The 22,930-nt window shown below is 53.9% G+C and carries 17 protein-coding genes and 2 pseudogenes; 3 read left to right on the top strand and 16 right to left on the bottom strand.

The features are described 5' to 3' along the window. Positions 1-8: 8 nt before the first annotated feature. From TKWG_RS03720 to TKWG_RS03695, 6 genes and pseudogenes are all read right to left on the bottom strand, one after another. A pseudogene (locus TKWG_RS03720) lies at positions 9-859 on the bottom strand (ABC transporter ATP-binding protein). Positions 860-941: 82 nt separating this feature from the next. After that, a complete protein-coding gene (locus TKWG_RS03715) occupies positions 942-2,273 on the bottom strand; it encodes an ABC transporter substrate-binding protein (RefSeq protein WP_041709827.1) in 1,332 nt (443 codons plus the stop codon). 74 nt (positions 2,274-2,347) lie between these two features. Beyond that, positions 2,348-3,411: pseudogene (locus tag TKWG_RS03710) on the bottom strand (branched-chain amino acid ABC transporter permease). Positions 3,412-3,428: 17 nt separating this feature from the next. Beyond that, positions 3,429-4,358: a branched-chain amino acid ABC transporter permease gene (locus TKWG_RS03705; protein ID WP_014749533.1), complete on the bottom strand. Its 930-nt coding sequence runs from the start codon at positions 4,356-4,358 to the stop codon at positions 3,429-3,431. Positions 4,359-4,363: 5 nt separating this feature from the next. Beyond that, complete coding sequence (locus TKWG_RS03700) at positions 4,364-5,164, bottom strand: ABC transporter ATP-binding protein (RefSeq protein WP_014749532.1); 801 nt, start codon at positions 5,162-5,164, stop codon at positions 4,364-4,366. Further along, complete coding sequence (locus TKWG_RS03695) at positions 5,161-7,131, bottom strand: AMP-dependent synthetase/ligase (protein WP_014749531.1); 1,971 nt, start codon at positions 7,129-7,131, stop codon at positions 5,161-5,163. The genes TKWG_RS03700 and TKWG_RS03695 overlap by 4 nt, the downstream gene beginning before the upstream one ends. Before the next feature lie 173 nt (positions 7,132-7,304). Between TKWG_RS03695 and TKWG_RS03690 the strand changes: the two genes are divergently transcribed. Further along, entirely contained in the window at positions 7,305-7,973 is a 669-nt protein-coding gene (locus tag TKWG_RS03690; protein ID WP_014749530.1) for a Crp/Fnr family transcriptional regulator, read from the top strand. 230 nt (positions 7,974-8,203) lie between these two features. On the opposite strand, the gene TKWG_RS03685 is transcribed toward TKWG_RS03690, so the two are convergent. The 3 genes from TKWG_RS03685 to TKWG_RS03675 form a co-directional block, all read right to left on the bottom strand. Then, on the bottom strand, positions 8,204-8,896 hold the full coding sequence (locus tag TKWG_RS03685) for a YggS family pyridoxal phosphate-dependent enzyme (protein ID WP_014749529.1): 693 nt from the start codon (positions 8,894-8,896) through the stop codon (positions 8,204-8,206). Positions 8,897-8,927: 31 nt separating this feature from the next. Then, positions 8,928-9,857, bottom strand: a complete 930-nt coding sequence (locus tag TKWG_RS03680; RefSeq protein WP_014749528.1) for a glycosyltransferase family 9 protein — start codon at positions 9,855-9,857, stop codon at positions 8,928-8,930. A 169-nt stretch (positions 9,858-10,026) separates the two neighbouring features. Then, complete coding sequence (locus tag TKWG_RS03675; RefSeq protein ID WP_014749527.1) at positions 10,027-11,304, bottom strand: O-antigen ligase family protein; 1,278 nt, start codon at positions 11,302-11,304, stop codon at positions 10,027-10,029. 218 nt (positions 11,305-11,522) lie between these two features. Between TKWG_RS03675 and TKWG_RS03670 the strand changes: the two genes are divergently transcribed. Then, positions 11,523-12,398: an acyl-CoA thioesterase gene (locus TKWG_RS03670; protein ID WP_014749526.1), complete on the top strand. Its 876-nt coding sequence runs from the start codon at positions 11,523-11,525 to the stop codon at positions 12,396-12,398. Between the two features lie 229 nt (positions 12,399-12,627). On the opposite strand, the gene TKWG_RS21065 is transcribed toward TKWG_RS03670, so the two are convergent. The 7 genes from TKWG_RS21065 to TKWG_RS03630 all read right to left on the bottom strand — a co-directional run bounded on the left by TKWG_RS21065 (position 12,628) and on the right by TKWG_RS03630 (position 21,830). Then, on the bottom strand, positions 12,628-14,613 hold the full coding sequence (locus tag TKWG_RS21065; protein WP_014749525.1) for an acyltransferase family protein: 1,986 nt from the start codon (positions 14,611-14,613) through the stop codon (positions 12,628-12,630). A gap of 321 nt (positions 14,614-14,934) precedes the next feature. Next, positions 14,935-17,280 carry a glycosyltransferase gene (locus TKWG_RS03655; protein ID WP_014749524.1) on the bottom strand — a complete coding sequence of 782 codons (2,346 nt, stop codon included), beginning with the start codon at positions 17,278-17,280 and terminating at the stop codon, positions 14,935-14,937. Positions 17,281-17,300: 20 nt separating this feature from the next. Continuing rightward, positions 17,301-18,047: an ABC transporter ATP-binding protein gene (locus TKWG_RS03650; RefSeq protein ID WP_014749523.1), complete on the bottom strand. Its 747-nt coding sequence runs from the start codon at positions 18,045-18,047 to the stop codon at positions 17,301-17,303. 2 nt (positions 18,048-18,049) lie between these two features. Beyond that, positions 18,050-18,859: an ABC transporter permease gene (locus TKWG_RS03645; protein WP_014749522.1), complete on the bottom strand. Its 810-nt coding sequence runs from the start codon at positions 18,857-18,859 to the stop codon at positions 18,050-18,052. Between the two features lie 331 nt (positions 18,860-19,190). Next, a complete protein-coding gene (locus TKWG_RS03640) occupies positions 19,191-20,498 on the bottom strand; it encodes a hypothetical protein (protein ID WP_014749521.1) in 1,308 nt (435 codons plus the stop codon). Further along, entirely contained in the window at positions 20,473-20,886 is a 414-nt protein-coding gene (locus TKWG_RS03635; RefSeq protein ID WP_014749520.1) for a GtrA family protein, read from the bottom strand. The genes TKWG_RS03640 and TKWG_RS03635 overlap by 26 nt, the downstream gene beginning before the upstream one ends. Beyond that, positions 20,883-21,830 (bottom strand): glycosyltransferase family 2 protein, encoded by a 948-nt coding sequence (locus TKWG_RS03630; protein ID WP_014749519.1) that lies wholly within the window; start codon positions 21,828-21,830, stop codon positions 20,883-20,885. The genes TKWG_RS03635 and TKWG_RS03630 overlap by 4 nt, the downstream gene beginning before the upstream one ends. A gap of 268 nt (positions 21,831-22,098) precedes the next feature. Here TKWG_RS03630 and TKWG_RS03625 point away from each other — a divergent pair, with 268 nt between their 5' ends. Next, complete coding sequence (locus tag TKWG_RS03625; RefSeq protein ID WP_014749518.1) at positions 22,099-22,929, top strand: glycosyltransferase; 831 nt, start codon at positions 22,099-22,101, stop codon at positions 22,927-22,929. Position 22,930 lies beyond the last annotated feature (1 nt).

Raw genomic sequence — 22,930 nt, 5'->3', positions numbered from 1 at the left:
CTTTGCTCCTAAGCCAGCCAGCGCTTGCGGCGGCGATAAAATTTGGTGTCACGAAAGTTTTTCCGATCACCGCTTTCAATACCCAGATAAAATTCTTTCACATCATCGTTGCTGGCCAGTTCCTGCGCCGTGCCATCCATCATCACACGTCCGCTTTCCAGGATATAGCCATAGTCGGCATAACGCAGCGCGATGTTGGTGTTTTGCTCGGCCAGCAAAAAGCTCACCCGTTCACGGGTATTGAGGTCACGTACGATTTCGAAAATTTCCTCGACAATCTGTGGCGCCAGCCCCATGGAGGGTTCATCCAGCAGAATCATTTTAGGGTCGGCCATCAGGCCCGCCCGATAGCGGCCATCTGCTGTTCGCCGCCCGAGGTATAGCCGGCCTGGCTGGTGCGGCGCTGCTTGAGCCTGGGAAAATACTGATACACCCGATCCAGCGATGCCTCAATGTCCCCCTTGCTCACCTTGCGCGTATAGGCGCCGGTCAGCAGGTTTTCCTCGATGGTCAGGTGGCCGAAACAATGGCGGCCTTCCATGACCTGGATTACTCCGCGTTTGACCAAATCTGCCGGTGTCATGCTGTCAACACGTTCGTCCTGGTAATGAATCGTCCCTTTGGTCACGTCGCCGCGCTCGCTTTTAAGCAGGTTCGATACGGCACGCAGCGTCGTCGTCTTGCCGGCGCCGTTAGCGCCAAGCAGCGCGACAATCTTGCCTTCCGGCACCACCAGCGAAACGCCGCGCAGTACAAGAATAACGTGGTTATAGATCACTTCAATGCCGTTGACGTTCAGCAGAAGCCGTTCAGGTTCCGGCTTGGCGGCAGTGTCTGTTGCAGTTGGCGTGGTTTGCATATTGGTATCCTGCTATGTGCTGTCTGATGGGTTGCCCATCCCCCGGCACCGTACCGCGCCGGGGGTGGACGTGCCTCATCCCTCAGGAAGAAGCCTTACTGCAGTCACGAGGAGTGACTTTCTTAGACTGAGCATATTTTTCGGCTTCAGCCTTGACCAGCGGTCCCACATATTTCTGGTCAGCCTGATACAGATCGGAAGCCGGAACAAACTTGCTGCCATCCCATTGAACGATCCGCGCCCAGTCTTCACCAACGTGATTGGCGCAAGAGGTCTTGAACGGTTTGATAATCTGGTCAAAGCCGATTTCCTTCAAGCGCGCTTCGGTCAGGTTCAGGTTTTCGAAACCCCAGCGCACCTGTTCGGACGTCATATGCTTGCCCTTGCCGTATTTTTCCTGGGCAGTGCGAATGGCTTCAACCTGCAACATGGAAATAACCAGGCCACGCGTGTAAGCGATGGTGCCCAGGGTATTCTTGCTGGAGCCTTCACCCTTGTCGAACACATGCGTTTTCAGATCGTCGTATACCTTGCCCTTGGCTTCACCGGTATTGTGAATCGTAATGGCGTTGTATCCCTTGGCCACCTGGCCCAGATCTTTCACGTCACCTTCGGAGCCGGCCCACCAGATGGCATACATCTTGTCGCGCGCATAGCCCGTAGACTGCGCCTCACGAATGGCCGTCGGGGTCATGATGCCCGCGCTCCACAGCAATACGTAATCGGGCCGTTTCTGGCGGATTTGCAGCCAGGTGGATTTCTGTTCAACGCCTGGCGCGGTTACCGGATAAAGCTGCAGTTCAAAGCCGTTGGCTTCGGCGCGCGCCTTGAGCAGCGGAATCGGCTCTTTGCCATAGGGCGAGTCATGATAGACAAGCGCGATTTTCTTGCCTTTGAGCTTGTCTTCTCCTCCCTCTTTTTTGGCAATGTCCTGAATCATCACATCTGCTGCGGTCCAGTAGGTGCCCAGCAAGGGGAAATTCCACTCAAAAACAGAGCCATCTGCAGATTGCGACAAACCATAGCCCACCGTTTCGATAGACACCTTATCTCTTGGCGCCTTGTCGGAAACCGCAAATGTGATACCGGTAGACTGCGAATCAAAACCAGAGGCACCACCATGGGCAGCCTTCAAGCGCTCATAACACTCTACGCCGCGGTCTGTCGCGTAGGCCGTTTCACATTCTTCATAGGCAATTTTGACACCGTTGATGCCGCCGTCGCGGGCATTGACCAGCTTGAGGTAATCAATTTTGCCATCGGCCCAGGGAATACCCAGCGGGGCGAACGAACCCGTACGATAGGTCAGCAACGGGATAAATTGTTCATCAGCAGCCTGCACCTGTAGCGGCAGCGTACCCAGCACACCGGCAACGCCCAGTGCGGCTATCCATTGTTTCATTTGCAATTTCATGTCTCTCTCCTCTGGATTTTCATCCAGATAGGTTTTATTTGTTGAATACATCCAGCACAGCAAACCGAACACCACTAGTGCGGAAACGGCCATATCCGCAATTTTTCTTTCGCAATACTCCACAAGCGCGCCAACCCGTGCGGCTCGACGATCAGGAAAAACACGATCAGGCGCCAAATACCATATGCTCGATATGCGCCGCCGTATCCACACCCAGCGACAGCCCCAGCATTTCAGGAATCCGATTCAGCGCGATAGGCACCAGGACAATGAAGGCCGCCCCGAAAAAACTGCCCACGATGGACCCGAGCCCGCCAATAATCACCATGAACAGCAATTGAAATGAACGATTCAGATCGAAGGCAGACGGCTCCCAGGAACCCAGATGGATATAGCCCCACAACGCGCCGGCGATTCCCACAATGAACGAGCTGACGGCAAAGGCGCTGAGCTTGGCATACATGGGACGGATCCCGATCACAGAGGCGGCCACATCCATATCGCGAATGGCCATCCATTCGCGACCGATGGCGCCGCGCACCAGGTTTTTCGCAAGCACGGCGATGACAATCACAAGCGCAAGAACGAACAAATACTTTTGCAATGGCGTTTGTATCGGCAGACCGAAAAAGTCCAGTCGTGGCACCGACACGCTGCCCGATGATGAGTTATTGGTAAAGAACGGAATACGAAGGAAGGTCCAGTCTACAAAGAACTGCGCTGCCAGCGTGGCCACCGCCAGATACAGGCCGCGGATACGCAAGCTGGGAATCCCGAACAGAATGCCGACCAGGGTGGCAAAGACACCGCCCATCAACAATTGAAAGATCAGCGGCAACTCCGGAAAGCGTACCCCAAAGTTCCATGCCGCATAGGCGCCCACTGCCATGAAGGCGCCGGTACCCATCGAGATCTGACCGCAATAGCCCACCAGAATATTCAAGCCGATAGCCGCCATGGCCAGGATCAGGAACGGAATCATGATTCCGCCCAGGAAATAATTGGAGGACAGCAGTGGCACGACCACAATTGCCGCTACCAGCAGCAGCCCGATAAAAATACGATCCTGCCTGATCGGAAAAATCTGCTGATCCTGCCGGTAACTAACTTTAAACTGACCGTTTTCACGATAAAACATATGGATTCCCTTGCCTTTTACACGCGGTCAATGATTTTTTCGCCGAACAATCCCTGCGGACGGAACAGCAGGAACACCAGCGCCAGGACATAGGCAAACCAGATCTCGATCCCCCCGCCTATGAACGGACCGATATAGGCTTCAGACAGCTTTTCGCCGACACCGATAATCAGGCCGCCGATAATGGCGCCAGGCACGGATGTGAGCCCACCCAATATCACAACAGGCAATGCGCGCAGCGCGGCAGTGGACAGGGTAAACTGCACGCCGAATTTCGAGCCCCAGATAATCCCGGCAACCAGTGCCACAATACCGGCAACAACCCACACAATGACCCAGATACGATTCAATGGAATGCCGATAGATTGCGCGGCCTGGTGGTCATCGGCCACGGCACGCAAGGCACGCCCGGTCGCCGTGTACTGGAAAAAGAACGCCAGTAGCGCCACCAGCACTGCCGAGATCACTGCAGCCGTCAGGTCTTCCAGGCTGATCAGGATGCCGCCTTCGAATACCGAGTCCAGAATGAAAGCCGGATCTTTGGGCATGCCGACATTGATGGAGTAAACCGAGCTGCCGAAAACAATCTGTCCCAGTCCGTCCAGAAAATAACTGATGCCCAGCGTGGCCATCAAGAGCGTCGTGCCTTCCTGGTTGACCAGGTGACGCAGCACCAGCCGTTCCACCAGAATGGCGATCAGCACCATCACGCCGGCACTGACAATGAACGCCAGAATATTTGCCAGCAGCAGATTTTCAAATCCCAGCCATTGCGGAATCCAGACGGAAAACCGTGCCATGGACAACGCGGCAACCAGCACCATGGCGCCCTGGGCGAAGTTAAACACCCCCGATGCCTTGAAGATAAGCACAAACCCGAGTCCGACCAGCGCGTACAGCATGCCGCCCATCAGACCACCAAAAAGCGTTTCAAGAAAGTAAGCCATGATGATCAGTGCTCCACACCCAAATAAGCCCGAATCACATCTTCGTTCGAGCGCACTTCCGACGGCGTACCATCGCCGATTTTTTTACCGTAGTCGAGCACCACTACCCGATCGGAAATATCCATCACCACGCCCATATCATGTTCGATCAACACAATCGTCGTACCGAATTCATCATTGACATCCAGAATGAAGCGGCTCATATCCTGCTTTTCTTCGATATTCATGCCGGCCATTGGCTCGTCCAGCAATAGCATGCGCGGCTCCATGGCAAGTGCCCGACCCAGGTCCACGCGTTTTTGCAAACCATAAGGCAGCCGTCCGACCGGGGTTTTGCGATAGGCCTGGATTTCCAGGAAGTCAATAATGTTTTCGACGAATTCGCGATGGGCGATTTCCTCTTTTTCCGCACCGAATATGCGGAAGGCTTGCGAAAGCAGCCCGCTTTTCATGCGCAGATTGCGTCCGGTCATGATGTTGTCCAGCACACTCATTCCCTTGAACAGCGCCAGGTTCTGAAAGGTGCGCGCCACACCCATCTCTGCTGCACGACGTGACGTCATCCGGCCGAACTGTTTGCCATCGAACTCTATGCCGCCGTCCTGCGGCACATACACCCCGTTGATTACATTGAGCATGGAGCTTTTACCGGCCCCATTGGGCCCGATAATCGCACGAATCTCGTGTTCCTTTACATTGAACGAAATGTCGGTCAGTGCCTTGACGCCGCCAAACCGCAGCGAAATATTCTGCATATCAAGGATCACTTTGCCAATTCTGGCGTCACGTTCGTCACTCATGCTCATGCGGCCTTTTTCAGAGTATCGGATACAACGACAGCGGGGTGAATTTTCAGCTCTGCGGCAATTTTCCCGGTTCGTCCATCTTCATATTTCACTTCGGTTTCGATGTACTGGCTCGGCTTACCGGCAAACAGCGCATCAATCAGCACGCCATAGCGTTCAGCGATGAAAGCGCGGCGCACCTTGCGGGTACGCGTCAGCTCACCATCATCGGGATCCAGCTCCTTGTGCAGAATCAAAAAGCGGTGGATCTGCAGGCCCGACAACTGCGGGTCCTGTGCCACATCTGCATTAACCTTGCCGATACAATCGGCGATCAATTCATATACTTCCGGACGTGAGGCCAGGTCGGTGTAGCCGGCATAAGCCAGGCTGCGTCGCTCGGCCCAGTTAGCCACGGCTTCCAGATCGATATTGACAAAGGCAGTGACAAAATCACGATTGGCACCAAACGCCACCGCTTCCTTGATAAATGGAAAGAATTTCAGCTTGTTTTCCACATATTTTGGCGCGAACATACGTCCGTCGCTTAACCGCCCCACGTCCTTGGCGCGATCAATTATCCGCAGTTGCCCCTGGGCATCCACAATGCCGGCATCACCAGTGTGATACCACCCATCTTCGGTAAACGATTCACGCGTAGACTCCGGATTGCGATAGTACTCGCGGAACAAGCCAGGGCTTTTGACCTGCACTTCACCACTGTCCGCAATGCGCAGCTCGACGCCGGCCACGGGGGGTCCGACCGTATCGGCCGATACCTGTCCGTCGCTCTGAACACAAACGAATACCGAGGTTTCGGTGGACCCGTAGAGCTGCTTCAGATTGATGCCGATCGAACGGTAAAAGCGGAACAGATCAGGACCAATGGCTTCGCCGGCGGTATAGGCCACGCGCACCCGGTTCATACCCAGCGCATTGCGCAATGGTCCGTAAATCAGAATATTACCTATTGAATACTTGATACGATCCAGCGTACCGACCGCCTCCCCATCCAGGATACGCCCGCCCACACGATGAGCCAGCTTCATGCATACATCGAACAGCCATTTTTTGAACCGGCCTGCGTCTTCCATGCGAATGGTCACGTGCGTCAGCAGGTCTTCAAGAATGCGTGGCGGCGAAAAATAATAGGTCGGTCCGATATCGTGCATATCAATCGCCACGGTCGCCGGCGATTCCGGATGGTTCACGGTAAAGCCGGTGACCAGCAATTGCGTATAGGAGAACATATTCTGGCCGATCCAGGCCGGCGGCAGATAGGCCAGCACCTCTTCCCTGTCGGTCAGATTTTCCAGTTCCTGAATCACTCGCGCCCGGTCGATCAGGGCAGCATGCGTGAGCACCACGCCCTTGGGTTTGCCAGTGGTACCCGAGGTATAAAACATCGCGGCAGTGTCATCTGGTTGTACGCGGTTTACCGCAGCTGCGTAGGCAGTGGGTGCACCGGTTGCGTATTGGTCGCCCAGTTGCTGCAGTGCTTCCCAGGACATCAGTTGCGGATCGCTGTAATGGCGCAGGCCGCGCGGGTCATCATAAATAACATGCGCCAGCGTGGGCACCTGTTCACGTACTTCGAACATTTTGTCGACCTGTTCCTGGTTTTCCGCAACGACAATCCGTACGCTCGCATCCTGGAGCACATAAACCATCTCCTGCGCAACGGCGTCCTGATACATGGGAACGGGAATCGCGCCAACCGCCTGCGCAGCCATCATCGCCATATACAGCCTTGGCCGGTTCTCACCGACAACGGCAATATGTTCGCCCGGCTGCACCCCGAACTGCAGATAGCCGTTGGCAACGCGCTGTACTTGCGCGGCAACCTGCCCCCAGGTATAGGTCTGCCAGATCCCCAGGTCTTTTTCCCTGAGCGCCGGTCGGGCTCCGCGGACTGCTGCGTGATGCTGCAACAGCGCAGGAAAGGTCTGCGGCATGGCGGCATTCGTGCTATTTACTTGTTGCGGCATGTTGTCTCCTTGCCTGTGTCTTCGGGCCCTGATTTATTTGTTTTGCCCGTCCCGGTCCGGATATCTCGTCTTGGCGAAACACCCCGGAAACTTAATGTGTTGCTAAGTTAACGGTTTGATTGTAAGCTAACTGTCGCCATCACGACATTCTATGATTTTCTAGGGTAAGTCCTATGTCATCTTTTTCTCCAGAGGCCGCGCAGTGGTTCAATCTGCTGGCACCCGAGCACCAGCGACGGGTGCTGCAGGATGTAACTGTTGCCCATTACGGAAACGGTGCCCTTATTGCGCGCAAGGGCGAGACGGCCGATCACTGGATCGGCGTCATGGATGGCCTGATTAGAATTTCGGTAGGTAATGCTGACGGCAAGGTAGCCTCCCTTACAGGCATTCCGGTCGGCGGCTGGCTGGGTGAAGGCAGCATCCTGAAAAAAGAATGCCGCAAGTACGATGTCGTGGCGCTGCGCGACTCCTATGTGGCCAGACTGCCATCCCGCACCTTCGAGTGGCTGCTGGACAATAGCATTCCGTTTAACCGCTATCTGCTGGATATGCTGAACGAACGCGTAGGACAGTTCATCGGTCGCGCCGAACATGACCGGCTGCTCAACGCCGATGCCCGCGTTGCCCGCTGCCTGGCCGAACTGTTCAATCCCCTGTTGTATCCTGGCCTGAAACAGCGGCTGGCCATTACGCAGGAGGAAATGGGTTATCTGGCCCGGGTATCACGCCAGCGCGCCAATCAGGCACTCAAGAAACTGGAAAGCGAAAAGTTATTACAAGTGGAATACGGCGCCGTATCCATTCTTGATCTGGACGGCCTGCGTCGCTACGGCGCATGATCGTTGTACTGTAGTTGTTGTATTGTGGGTACTGTGCAATGTATACCCTGATCACTGGATCGTGTATTTACGCCGTGATATTCATATCGTGGTATCTGCATCGCGATATCCGTCCCCTGATATCTCTTCTTTGATATTGCTGCCGAGATCTTCAACACGAGTCTTCGCAGCACAGTATTATCCCGGAAGCCTGATACCGAGCGTTCTAGCTCGGGTTGCCCACGGTTGGGTCAGCGCAAGGGGGGACGTTCACCAAAAAGTGCAGATCCTATGCGCAGCTGCGTCGACCCTTCCTGTATCGCCAGCTCAAAATCTGCACTCATGCCCATGGAGAGCACCGGCAATGCGTCGCCCAGTTCATTCTGGCATTGGTCACGCAACTGGCGCACACGTGCGAAACAGTGCCTGATGCGTTCCTGCACATCGGTATTTTCCGCGACCGTCATGAAGCCCTTCACATTCAGGGTGTCATAGTCGCGAATGGATTTGAGAAATTGCGGCACCTGTTCGGGTGCCATGCCGGTTTTACTTTCTTCGTCGCTCGACTTGACCTGCACCAGCACATCCAGTCGGCGACCAGCCTGTTGCAATCGCTTGTCCAGCGCCTGCGCCAGATCCAGCCGGTCCAGCGATTGCAATTGGCTGGCATAGCGCACCACTTCCTTGACCTTGTTGGTCTGCAGATAGCCAATCACGACCCATTCGATGGACGAGTCGTTCAATGCCAGCGCCTTTTCCTTCATTTCCTGGACCCGGTTCTCGGCAAACTGGCGCTGACCCAGCGCCATGGCCTGACGTACCACCTCATGCCCAAAAGTTTTGGAGACTGGCAAGATGCCGACCTGCTGCGGATCCCGGCCGGCGCGTTCACATGCCAGACGTACCTGTTCATTGACGGCGGCAAACTGTTCGGCCAGACTCATTGTGTACCCCTTTGTTGCTGTGCTGCCTGAATCAGGCCGCTTCCTTGGCTGTTATGTTGGTGTCGCTATCGGCGGCGGCTGCGTCTGAACGCAATTTGCCAAACGCCCACATCACGTGCCGCGGCGTAAGCAAAATACGCCAGTATCGGTCGCGCAACCGCCCCCCTGGAATATACCATGGCGCAACAATGCGCGAGATACCCCAGGCCGGCCGCCACGCCCGGGTACGGGTCATGCGACCGGTCAGCGTTAACACCGGAATACCGGTAGCCGATGCCAGATGGCCAATACCCGACTCATTACCAATAAACCAGCCCGACTCCCGGATGTAACCGGCAACGCCTGCGAGTCCCGGATTATCCGGCAAGGCGGCTCCCACGCCGGTAACCCATTGCCAGTCTGCACGCTCGGCTGGCGACACAATAAAGGCAGGTTCAAAACCCGCCTTTATCAAATCTGTGGACAGTCGGCCAAAGTGCTTTGGCGCCCAGCAGCGCAATGCGCCGGTGGAAGTCGGATGGATGACCACCCGTCTTGGGTAGCGGTTTTTTTCAACACCGCCTGGCGCGACCATGCCATTGGTGTGCGTGCAGCCGGTATGCCCAAAGTAATCGCGGCAAAAATCACGCATTTGATAGGCCTTGACAAAGCCCTTGCCGGTAATGATCACATGCTCATCGTAGATGACCGCATTCGGGTGGGCTTGAGTCAGATCAAACGGCCAGCCCGGATGCATTTGTATGGCCCGATCAAAACCACTGAGCGCCGTATGCGCCTGCTGCTGCGTCAACGACCGACGGATGTCAAACCCTGGAAACCAATCGCGCAATTGCCAGATGTAGTCGCCAAAAACGGACACCTGAGCGCCATTGTTTCGAAAATTATTGGCAATCACCATCATAAGCAAGGAATCGCCCAGACGCGGCGCCATCAGGATAGCTACCTTCTCTTGTTCGCCCATATATGTCTTTCAATCCCCATCATCAGACAACATGGTTATTGTACTGTTGTCTGATTTGCCACATGACGCCACAATACTGGAGCGCCAATAGAAATATATACCTGCCATAACCCGATCTGCTGTCCGCAACATAACGTATTTGGCGGCCTCGCATGAAAATGTACCTTGATTAATGTTCAACCCCCCGGATTCTAGTGGACAGGGCCAGATACACGGCGACAATGACGGTATAGAACCCCATTGTGCGCAAGCCGCGGAACATCAGCTCCGAAAGGCCGAAGACAGCAAAACCGACGCAGACCGCAGCCCCCATTGCCGCGTAGGTTCTTAACTCCTCGTTCGTAGTGCGCAACATTCGCTTGACGAATACGGCAGCCGGCGCAAAGTAAACCAAAAACAGGCCCAGTACCCCAAACAATCCATAACTGCTTAGCGCCTGCAGCCAGTCATTATGCGGCTCTCCCCATTGGTTGGCCACCACTTCGGAAACCAGCCCGCGCTGCACGCCTTCCGTCTTCATGAATTCGGAAAAATACTTGTTGGCGCCGGACCCAAACAACGGATTCTCTTCCCAGATCGCAACGGTTGAACGCCACAACTGCAAGCGTATGCAGATGGAAGACAGCTTGGTACTATCGGTAGTGATGCATTCCGTGAACTCTTTCTCGCCCAACTGCACCCGATCCTTGATACCCGGTACGGTCAGGGTGACAGCTGCGGCTAGTACCAAGCCAAGCAGAAACACGCCTGCCAGCCTCATGCGATTATTTTCCCGCATATGAATCATGATGCCAAACAGCAGGAAAAAAGGCACTGCCACCCAGCCGCTGCGCGTCTGAGTAAGTACAAAGGCTGCGATACCCAGCAGTCCCAGCAGGATCTTGAGGATTTTTTCGGCTCTGGCAAAGCGTGTGAACGTCACATTACAGGAATACAGCGTGATCACGCTGAGCAGAAATGTGAGATCGCCATAGCCCACGGCATTGTATACTGCACTGGTTTCGGGTCGGATGAAATCGGGCAGGGCCAGAACAACGATGAAAGCAATGGCAAACACCAGTGCAGCATAAACACCGAATACAGAATAGGACAGCCAGCGACGGGGAACATAGCAACAGGCAGCCACCAGCAGCGGCAGGCCGGCGGAAAAGCGCAGCGCTTTTTCAAACCCGGCGCCGTCGCTACGGCCATTGACCAGTTCGGATACCACCACGGCTACAACAAAGACGGCACACAGGGCAAACAACCACGAAAATGTCTTGAGCCTGAACGTGTTTTGCGCCGGACGCAATGCGATCACAATAAACAGCGACAAAACAAGCAGAAAATAAAAAAGCGGACTGGGAACGCTTTGGGTGCTCATAATGGCAAGTGGCATTGCCACCAGCGCCAATATGAATGTCAGAAAAACAGGGCTTGCCAATTTATTCTGGATGAAATGTGGCATTCGGTGTTCCTTTTCCGTAAAGCATATAACAAGGCGGGGACTTAGCGTCACCGGAATTATAAAGCGGGTTATTAAGGCCTGTCCAAAATTGTATCGAGCTGCAAAAACTATTGGCTGCAGTAGCGCAGCACGGCCATAATTATCGCCAATCTGCACGCTATCGTCCGAACTCTTCTGCTAGAATCGGACTTTCCTCTCATTTGTCAAAATGAACATCTATGGATAATCAGAACGTACTGCCAGACCTTATTGAACAACTTCAGGTCGAGTCACTGGGTAATGACGTTTTCAATGGTATAAGCACCGACATCTTTGGTACAGGCCGTATTTTTGGCGGACAAGTGCTGGGACAATCCCTGATGGCTGCGTCGCTGACGGTCAGCCCGGGTCGCGCCGTGCATTCGTTGCATTCCTACTTCCTGCGCCCGGGCGATACCAGCAAACCGATACGCTTCGAAGTGGAACGCACCCGTGACGGGGGCAGTTTTTCAGCCAGGCGCGTGATTGCCTCGCAACTGGACCAGCCCATTTTCATTATGAGCAGCAGTTTCCAGGGCGAAGAACCGGGTTTTCAGCACCAAACCCCGGCACCCGTGGTGGCGCCGCCCGATTCTTTGAAAAATGAAAAACAGCTCATTGCAGATTTTGAGCATAAGTTGCCCAAACGCCTGGCCAGCCTGGTCGGACGGGATTTTGCCATAGAAATGCGGCCGGTCGAGCCCACCCATATGCTCAAGCCAGGCAATTACGATCCGCAGGCCCACATCTGGTTTCGCGCCGCAGACAAGCTGCCCAACAATCCGCTGCTACACCGTGCCATGCTAGCCTATACATCAGATTTCTATCTGCTGTTTACCTCGTTGCTGCCGCATAACCAGACACCGTTTTCCAAAAGCATGCAAATGGCCACCATTGACCATGCCATCTGGTTCCACCGCGCGTTTCGCATGGACGAATGGCTGCTCTACTCCCTGGAGTCGCCCAGCGCCAGCAATGCCCGTGGATTTTGCCGGGCACATATATACAACAGCAAGGGCGACATGATCGCTTCCACCACTCAGGAAGGGTTGATCCGCAAAATACAGGAACACTAAGTGCAGTAACAGCAAACCTGTCAGCCCAACGTCTGGTATCCATGGGAACCGGTTGCCGGGCAGGATGTACCCGAAAGCGGCGCACCGGCCGCTTGTGTTGGGCCACAGAGCAAGCCAGCCGCCCGTGGTCTGTCCAGGGCCAGGCGATGACCCATTACACCGGCACAGATTCATTCAATTGCCTGCCTGACGCGGTCCATATATGCAATGGGCCGAACATTATCAGGCATTACTTTTCGAAAATAGCCTTGAGTCTGGGCCACAAGCCCTGTATGACAAATGCCGACCCCTGTTTGGATAAATGCGTCCCATCGGAATACAGAAACTGTTTGCGCTCGATCATGGTCACACAGCGTCCCTCCTCGCACAATACCGAATAGGGATTGATGAATTCGACGTTCTTATGGCTTTGCGCATATTTTTCCAGACTGCGGTTCAGCGCATACGCATTGCCCTTTTTCTCATTGAGTTCCAGATACTTGGCACACACCAGCGGCAGGTAGCCCGGCCGGTCAACGCAGGAGGCAAGCCCTACCTGCGAGCCGGCGCCCGGTGGCGTACCGATTATGACTAGGGTATTGGCCAGGCCGATCCGCTCATGAATGGCATCGAAGTTTTTTTCCAGAAAGCGGATATAGGTCTCGGTATCAGGGAAATCCACGCGCTTGCCATCTGGCGTACCCATGGTTTTCTGGTAATTCTGATAGCTTACTGCGTATAGCAAAGGTACCTTGGACAGCTTGGCCTCTTCCAGGGCATACTCCAGCCGTTCCACGCAATCCTTGCGAGGCACGCCATCGAGCAGGCGCGTGTAACCGGGTCCAAAAAAGCAGCCGTCTTCAAATGAGGTATCCACCCACTTTTTATTGGCCGCCAGGATCTGATTCAAGCCGAAGGCGTACTGCCTGGCATAACTGTCCCCCAGCAGAACGGCCGATTTGCGTCGGCCATTGGCGTCTCCCAATACCTGGCTGCCCATGGCAAACCCCGCTCCACCATATTGTTCTTCATGGAACCGGGGGGAATTGGCCATATGCTCGGCGAAATAATCATTCATCCGAAAACTCATACCGTTGCTGGTCATGATCATGAGCGCGGGAACGAGGATCAGTGCAAGCGCAAACACGCGCTGGATGGTCTGTTTGAAATACCAACTGTACAGATCAACACGGCGATACCGGTTTTCCACCAGCACATACATCAAATAGCCCAGAATAAACGGCGCAATCACCAGTGCCCATCTTTCGGACAACAGCAGCGGCCGGTAAATATAATATTTGTAGAAAACAATCAGCGGCCAGTGGATCAGGTACATTGAGTAGGAGATCAGCCCCACCGTGACCATGGCGCGATTTCTGAAAATATTACCCAGGTACTTTGCCGGGCTCGCATAGATGCACAGGGCCGCGCCAATTGCGGGCACCAATGCATGCAGTCCCGGGAAAGTTGTGGTTTTGTCATAGACAAAGATACTGTACAGCAGCAGTGCGATGCCAACCGCCATGATGATTTCGTACAGGATCACGCCTGGCGTATGCCGCTTGCGATAATCCACTGCAAATACCATCAGGCCGCCGATGGCAAATTCAAACACCCGAAAGGGAGTCAGATAATAATTGGCCGATGTGTCTACTGACAAATACCATTGCGACAGCGCAAGTGACACCGCCCCCAGCGCCAATAGCACCCATGGCAACAAGGCAGGTTTGAGCCGATAGACCAGAAAAATAACAAACGGCCAGATCAGGTAAAACTGCTGCTCCACACCGAGTGACCAGGTGTGCAGCAGCGGATTGGTTTCTGATGAGGTATCGAAATACCCCGACACCAGCCAGAATCGGAAATTGGAGACAGAAAACAGGGCGAATACGCTGGAGTCGGCCAGGGCAACATAGTCGTCTGGCGAGAACAGCAGGAATCCGGCAATCAGGCACAACACCAGCGTCAACAGCAGGGCTGGATACAGGCGGGCAACACGCCGGGCCATAAAGCGCAAAAACGAGAATTTGCCTTCAATACAACTGTTGAGCAAAATTCCGGTGATCAGGTAACCCGAAATGACAAAGAAGACATCAACCCCGACATAACCGCCACTGAACGCCTGAAAGCCTGCATGAAAAAACAGGACGGCAATGACCGCAAGGGCGCGAAGACCATCAACACCAGGTTCGTAGGATGCGGACTGCGTTTTGGAGGTCGTTGAAAACAGGGACATCAGGGCCTTTCTTTATTGAATAACCGGGACTATGTTAATACAAATCGATGACGGCACATCCCCGGTACCATATATGCATCTGTAAATATTGTGTGGAATCCTTATCAATTGTTCCGGCTCGTGCCTAACCGGCAACCGGCTTGTATCCAATTGCAGCAAATACATTGCCGCAGGGCGTATAAGACTCGTGCATGACTGGCGTCTCGCCTGGCTGATTTCCCCACGCTGCCCCAGGCGGTGGGTCTGCTTCAACAGCACGCGTATTGTGTCCGTATGAAGAGCGCTGGCAACAACACTGACATCCCCCCGGGAGAACATCGCTCAGTGCCTGGCGACAGCGCCCGTGTCAGTCACCGTCACATCAGCCGGGGCGGATATGGGGGCCACTTGTCGTTCCTGCTCAAGCGTCAGGTAAAATCCGTCCATCAGATCGGACCATTGCGCATTGTACTTAGGCACAAAATCTTGCAACAGGGACTGGATATGCGCCTTGTTGGCCAGCACACGCTTCATCCTGACATAAATGGCGTAGGCATTATCTACGCAGGGCTCAACCAGATATCCGGCCAGCTCATCGGAAATGCCCGAGAAAATATCGCCAGCGGGGCCGACAATGCATGGCACGCCCAGCGCGCTGCATTCGAGCACTACCATCGGAGAACATTCTGTATTAGTCACATACAGATTCAAATCCAGCGACGCCAGCAGGGCGATAAACTGCGGGCGCGGCAATTGCTCGTAAGATTCCATTCGACCCAGTTGTCGAAAATCCAGATCCTTGAAAGTAATGCGCGGCACATTGGTATGCAGAGTCCAGTTTTCTTGCCCAAGTGTGGCCAGCAGCTGCACAAACGGATTTTTGTACCAGGAACTGACAGCTGAAAAAACGCCAATATGGGCCACCCCATCGTCGGCACGCTGGGTAACCGGCAGCGTGAACTGGCGACGCAAATCCGGAATCGGATTGATCAGCCCGAAGCTTTTAATGCCAATCACAGTGAGAATTTTTTCCAGATCAGGCTTGACTGATATCACGCCATCAATAACACGACTGTTATATAGTTTGTGCCACAAGTTGAAGTGTTCCAACTGGCTGGGCTCAACCCATTGCGCCGGCGAACCATGCCACAGAAAATACTGCTGAATCTGCGGCGCGCGTTCGCGAACTTTTTCCGCCATGGTGATGTGAATGACAGAGCCGCCGCTATAGATGATTTGTTTGGGAGAATAATCAAGAAGTGTCTCGATCGCCATCTCCAATTGAGGATGATTGACCACCTCCGGATATTCATCGTCAAAGTAAGGAAAACGGAATCGCCCATCGGCAAACAGGCTTTCAGTGGAAGCAGCCACACCCTTCCACATAGGTGCATAGATCACCACCGGTCGATCTGAACTGTGCTGTTCAAGCGTAGCTCTGTAGGCCTTCTCTACAGTTTCATATTGGGCTGCACGATGAGCGCCGCTAGCGCCAAATATCGATGCGCTATTGCCGTGCAAGAGGCGGTTATACCATATGGCGGCTTTGGGAAATACGCGATCAATGGTCCGCACCAGACCAGCGCGCTTAAGAAAAAACACAAATGTTCTGGCGCCATTAATGGCATATTGTCGCAGCATACTGCGGTTGATACTGTAGCTTTTCTGGCGTGTGGCCAGAGGTACCGTCCTGGCAGCCGCCGTCTTCAGAAACTGCGACCATTGTGCCTTAAGCGGCCCTGCAGGGGCAAACTGTTGCTGGAATGCGTGCAGATTGGCCTGTTTCATCGCAGAAATGCGATGTCGTGACTGCACCAGCGACTTGAGCGTCATATAAAACTGCTCGGCGCTGCGCTCGATGACTGCCTCTTTCAGATACTGGGCGGGCAGTACTTCCCGGGCGATGCCAACGGGCGTGGAGACAACGGCGACGCCAAGACTCATCGCTTCGATCAGCGTCAGCGGCGTTCCTTCAGCCAACGAGGCAACCAGAAGAATATCCTGTTGCGCCAGCGTCGACAATACTTCATCACGTGAACGTTTCTGCTGTGCCGAATCGATTACTGTCAGTGCAACCGGAAATCCTTCCTGTTGCAACCGGTCGATTGCTGGCTTAATAATGGACTCCAGCCCCTTGTAGTCGCGATAGCCCGCGTACTCACCCCATTTGGAATTACCAGTCCACATGATTTTAATGGGACCGTTGGCACCAACCGGCGTAGCTTGTCCGCCAGATACCTCCGCCTGGCTGATCGGCCAGTCAATGACAATACCGTCAGGTCTAGCGAAGAAATCCTGGCTGTCATAAAGCTGTTTGAGATCGGCATTGGTTACGAAGTAACCATTCACGAAATCAAACACCAATTTTCGCTCGATCAGCTCATCTGTCGAGTGGTAAAGATAGTCCGGGATATGCGTCGTAACGACAAGGCTATTCAGGTGCGCCGCTGCTTTGGACTTTGCCCCTACCGTTTCAAAAATGACTTTCAGGTGCTCCCGGAAAAAAAAGTGCGCATGCGCAATACCATCGCCTGCCATTTTCTGCAGAAGATGGGAGGCAATCGGGTAGTCGGCCCAGTAATACAGAGTGACCTCGTAATCATCCGACAGCTGCTGCTTGACATGACTGGCAATAATATCAAATGCCCAGCCACGTATATCAACGACAAACGCCAGCTTCTTTTTCATATCTATCCCGGGCCGCACATTCAAAACGACTGCTCGTAGGCAGAGATCACCTCTTCTACCGGTCCCACCATCATTTGCTTGCCGGCATCAAGCCAGATCGCCTTGTTGCACATATCGCGGATGACCTGGTTCGAATGCGAGGCGACAAAAACGATCTTGGCACGCTGCTGAAATTCCTTGAGTCGCTTATTAGCTTTGTCCAGAAAGGCCGCGTCGCCTACCCCAATCACTTCATCAAGCAGCAGGATTTCCGGATCGAGGGCCGTTGAAATGGCAAACGCCAGACGGATACGCATACCCGATGAATAGGTTCGGATAGGCAGATACAGATAATCGTTCAGATCGGTAAAATCGGCGATTTCTTCGGTTTTTTCCTTGATCTCAGCGGTGGACATACCCAACAGCGTACCACGCAGGCGAATATTGTCATAACCGCTGAGCGTCTCGTCCATACCCAGCCCCATATCGAGCAGCGCCACTGCGCGTCCCTTGGTGATGAGGGTACCGTTGGTTGGTTCGTAAATGCCTGCCAGGACCCTGAGCAGCGTCGATTTGCCGGCGCCGTTGCGGCCGACCAGCCCGACCCGGTCGCCATTGCCAAATTCGAAATGAAGGTCCTGCAGCGCCTTGACAACTGTAATACCGTGATCCGAGCGCAAACGATCGTTTTTGAGCGAACCCAGTACGCGCAACTTCATGGAACGACCGCTAAGGTCGTACACCGGCATCTCGACGTTAAGATTTTCTGCTTTTATGTATGCGGTCATGATTACACCCAGAAAGGAACGCGGGCACGGTAACGGCCGTGCATGAAAATAGCCAATACGGTTCCGGCCACCGCCATCACCAGGCACACTATCCAGTTTTCGATACTGGGATATTCACCCAGCAGCGGGGAGCGAATGATTTCGATCAGATGGGCGAACGGGTTGAAATCAATAATCCATGGGTATTTGTCCAGCATATCTTTTTTGAACAGAATAGGCGTGACATAAAAGATGACCTGCAAAATACTGATGACAATCTGCGGGACATCTCGAAAACGGGCGCAGACCAGAGAAGCCACTGTGCAGATCCACCACAGGTTCCATAGCAGCAACAGCATGCCCAGGACAAACAAATGCAAGGTGTGCCAGAACGAAATCTGAAAACCGATCAGCACCAGCACGACGATCACAAAGTTGTGCGCCAGTACGATCAGATTACGCCAGATTGTCTGCAAAATGAAAATGGACCGCGGCAACGATATCTGCTTCAGATAATTGGTCGAGGCAATATAGGTGTTGCAACCATCGGTAATGGTTAGCGATATAAAAGACCAGATTACCAGTCCGATAGCCAGCATCGGCAGGTAATCACGCAAATTCATCTTGAACAGCGCACCGTAGATGACGCCCAATGCGGCAACCATCACACCCATACTGATAGTGAGCCAGAATGGCCCGATTTTTGAGCGGTTATAGCGCTGCTTGATTTCAAGCCAGGCCAATAGCATCCAAATGTGATGATGCTGAAGACCCGCGCGGATATCGCTCATACCCCGATTGATATTGAACAAAAACATGTAATGTAAACTCATCCAAAAAAAGCCAGATTCGCCATATATCTGCCGAATTGCCTGACGATGGCGCTGCAGGCCGGTTGCCCGCCAGCGGAATTATTTATCTGTTCGCGTCCAGCCATAGATAAAGCGCAGGCAGAAATGCGCCGCAAATCGCGATAGCCCCGCGCGAACATTGCGATTTGCAATGCCGGACGCGCAAAGCGCTTGCCGAGCGCTGACAGGGATGGATTTTACAATATGTCCCCTGGATAACGTAAAACCCTTGGGCAGCGCAGCAAATATTGGGGCCGTACTGATTACAGCAGGTTTCAGCCCCCAGCGCCACCCCACTCAGGTAGCCCAATTCTTACAATTGGCTGACAGCATTCCCAGCCAATTGCCTGCGTTGCTGGGCAAATCCGATCAAAAGCAGAAGGACGGCGAGCGAACCTGCGACGATACTCCAGTAGTAATACCGAAAAAAAGGCGCGTTTGCCACCAGCACATAGGACATCAGGTTGATACCTGCTGACAATGACAGGGAAAGGGTCACTGTGCGGTACGGCAGCCTGGAAGCAACGCTCAGGCAGAACGTGAACGCCGCCACCGCCAGCCACAATGCCCCGGTAAAGAAAACCGGGACCAACTGTGCCAGCGAATTGACATACAAGCCCAGCATATGGCGTATCTCATTGGTCTGATTGCTCTGGTAGGAGTGATCGAGCCAGTAACCATAGCTGGGCTCGTGCAGCTGGAATGGGGGGGCCAGCGAGAACCCCAGAAAGCGCAGAAAGACTTTGCCACGAAACTGCAGGTACATCCACGGATGCTCGCGGACTACCGCTTTCCAGCTGGCCTTGACGGCCTCATAATCGAGCCCCTGGCCGTAGCGGAAGATATTGTCGCTCACCGCCACCTGTGAACTGCGGGTCACCGTCTCCAGGTCTACCCCCGGTACCAGCGAATGCCCCATCTGTGTTGACATATAAGTCAGATCGTCCACCATAATGACAATTTGCGGCGTGCCTTTGGTGGTATTTAGAAAATGATAATTGAACAGATTCAGGCACGTTAGCTGCGCTATAAAAAATGCGCAAGACAGGGCGAGTACGCGCGCCCATTTATAAGAAACCTGGCACCTTGCGAACGATTGCCAGAAATAGCCTACGATCAGCGGCAGGCACGAAAAAAGCGAATTATAGCGAACGCCGATGGCAACGAAAATGAACACGGAAAACAGCGCCAAACGGCTGCGCGATGGTGGTTGAAGCATCATAATGGTCGCCCACAGCAGCGCATAGGCGGTTGCCACATCCTTCCAGATTACACCGGATAGATTGATCACGAACGGCAAAAAACCGAGCAGGTAGACAAATGGCGCATAGCGATGTTCTACACTGCGTCTGACGCAGACCAATCCGAACCACAGCAAAAACAGATCAAAAAAGAGGAAGCCTGACGCTGCCGGAAACACCAAATTCAGACCCGACCACAACCAAGCCATCATGGGTGGATGCCAGTCATTGAAGGATTGGGTATTGGCCTGGGCAAGCTGATCCAGCGAATCCGGAGTCATGATGCCCGGATAAAAAGCCAGTGCGCACACGATGAAACCCAGAACAGGGATCAGATCCCACCAACACAGCGGTTTACCGGGAAATGGCGTTTTTAGCATATTTATACATTCCCAGCCGCAATTGCAGATAATTGACAAACATACCGGCCACACTGCCCGCCGCGACCCCGAAAACGGGAAACTGTCGCACGGTGGGCGACCAGGTTACCAGAGCGGCATAGGTCAGATAATTGACTGCGCCGCCGGCAATCATCATGGCAAAATAATGTACAAACTCATGCCAGGGCGCCTTGTTGGACGACTTGCTGCGAAAGGTCAGGTTGCGGTTCAGTATCCAGGTGACGAACACGGCGCAGGGAAAGGAAATAGTCCTGGCCCAGTAATTGCCCACACTGTCTCTGAACAGATACAACACAGCAGTGTCGGCAACAAAGCCAGCTACGCCCACCATACCGAACAACAGGAACTCCCGCAACAACGGCCTCATTTTGGCGTTCTGGATAAAATTGGGATGGCCAGATAGGCAAACCGGCGCATTTCCCGCCGGCTTTTACCAATGGAGTCCAGAATAATCCCCGCAACAAACAGCTGCATGGCGAAAATAGACAGGCCGGTAGCTGCAACCGCCGTGGGCAGTCGCGGCACCAGCCCCGTTTCCAGCCAGGTCAGAAATAGCGGAATGGTCAGGCCAAGTGCGCTCAACGCAAAAGCGGCCGCCAGAATGGACAGACACGCCAGTGGCCGCTCGAACATATATAAACGCACAATGGTTCGGGCTATGCGAATGCCGTCCTTATAGGTACACAACTTGCTGTCAGAACCCTCGGGTCGCGCACCGTAAGGCGTGTCCATCTCGCCATACGGCATGGCATTTTCCAGCGCATGAACGGTCAGTTCAGTCTCAATTTCAAAACCAGAGGACAGGCTGGGGAACGATTTTGCAAATCGCCGGGAAAAAACCCGGTAGCCCGAAAGCATATCGGTGAACTGGCCACCGAATATCTGCATCACCGAGCCGGTCAGCATGCGGTTGCCGAATCGGTGCCCCTTGCGGTAGTTGGCTTTGGCGCCTTCATCAACGCGACACCCCACCAGCATATCCAGGTGCTCGTCCAGCAATTTTTCCACCATAGCCGGCGCCGAGGCCGCGTGATAAGTTGCATCACCATCGACCATGATGTAGATATCGGCCTGTACATCGGCGAACATACGTCGAACCACATTGCCCTTGCCTTTTTCCCTGACATGGAAGACATGCGCCCCGGCTGCCCGGGCCACCCCTGCCGTATTGTCCTGGGAGTTATTATCAAAAACATAAATCTCCGCCTGAGGGAGCGCCGCCGCGAAATCGCGGATGACGGTGCCAATGGCCGCCGCTTCGTTATAGCACGGTACAATGACGGCGATAGTCGGGGCTGTATGTTCTTTCATAGTCTTTGCTGACTCATGTCCCTCTTTGGTTTGATTTTGCGAACTGCACACCGGTGGCCGTGTCGGAACAACAGCCCGCAATTGCATACAAGGCCCCGACGACGGCTGGTCCGAATCGCATCGTTGCGCTGCCCGATTTACAATCAAGGACGCAGCACAAAACTTACACCCGGATACACTTGTTCAGTTTATAGCACACTGGCTGGGAATCCGGTCTGAAAAATTTCGCTACTGTTGTACGCTTACGATTTTGACGCCGATACCAACAATGACCCGCCCCATTTCCTTTTCGCTGCTAATGGCTGTATATAAAAAAGACAGCCCCGAATTTCTGGCGCAGGCGCTGGACAGTGTTGTGGGCAGCAGTTGTCGGCCAACCCAGGTGGTGGTGGTCAGGGATGGTCCGGTCACTCCGGAACTGGATCGCGTACTTGAGCAATATTCAGAGCATCTTGCGCTGGATCTGGTCTCTTTGCCGGTTAACCAGGGCCTGGGGCCAGCGCTCAATGCCGGCGTCCTCGCGTGCCGGGAAGAATGGATCGCCCGTTTCGACAGCGACGATATATGCAGCGCAACACGTTTTGAGCAACAACTGGCCTACATTGCGGCGCATCCGGAAACCTCGCTGCTGGGCGGCCAGATCCAGGAATTCGAATCCGGGCGCGAACACGCATACGCCTCGCGCATTGTACCTCTGGAGCAGAACGCGATTTACCGCTACGCCAAAACGCGCAACCCATTCAATCACATGACCGTCATGTTCAGGAAATCTGCCGTCCTTGCCGCCGGCAATTATCAGAATGATCCGCTTTATGAGGACTATGCATTATGGATTCGCATGATAATGCAAGCGCAGACGATGGCCAATCTGCCTATGATATTGGTTTATGCGCGAGCCGGCGATAATATGTTTCGCCGGCGTGGGGGCTGGAAATATGCATGGAACGAAATACGATTCCAGTATGGATTCTACCGAAAGGGATTTCTCTCCCTGCCCCGTTTGGCGGTCAATATTGCCAGCCGGGTACCCGTCCGGCTGGTGCCAAATCAAGTCCGGGCTTTCATCTACCGGCGCGTATTGCGCCGATCGACGCAATAGC

It is taken from the genome of Advenella kashmirensis WT001 (assembly GCF_000219915.2).
Taxonomy (GTDB): Bacteria; Pseudomonadota; Gammaproteobacteria; order Burkholderiales; family Burkholderiaceae_B; genus Advenella; species Advenella kashmirensis.
The sequence above is the reverse complement of the archived record's forward strand: the minus strand, read 5'-3'. Positions and strand labels throughout refer to the sequence as shown.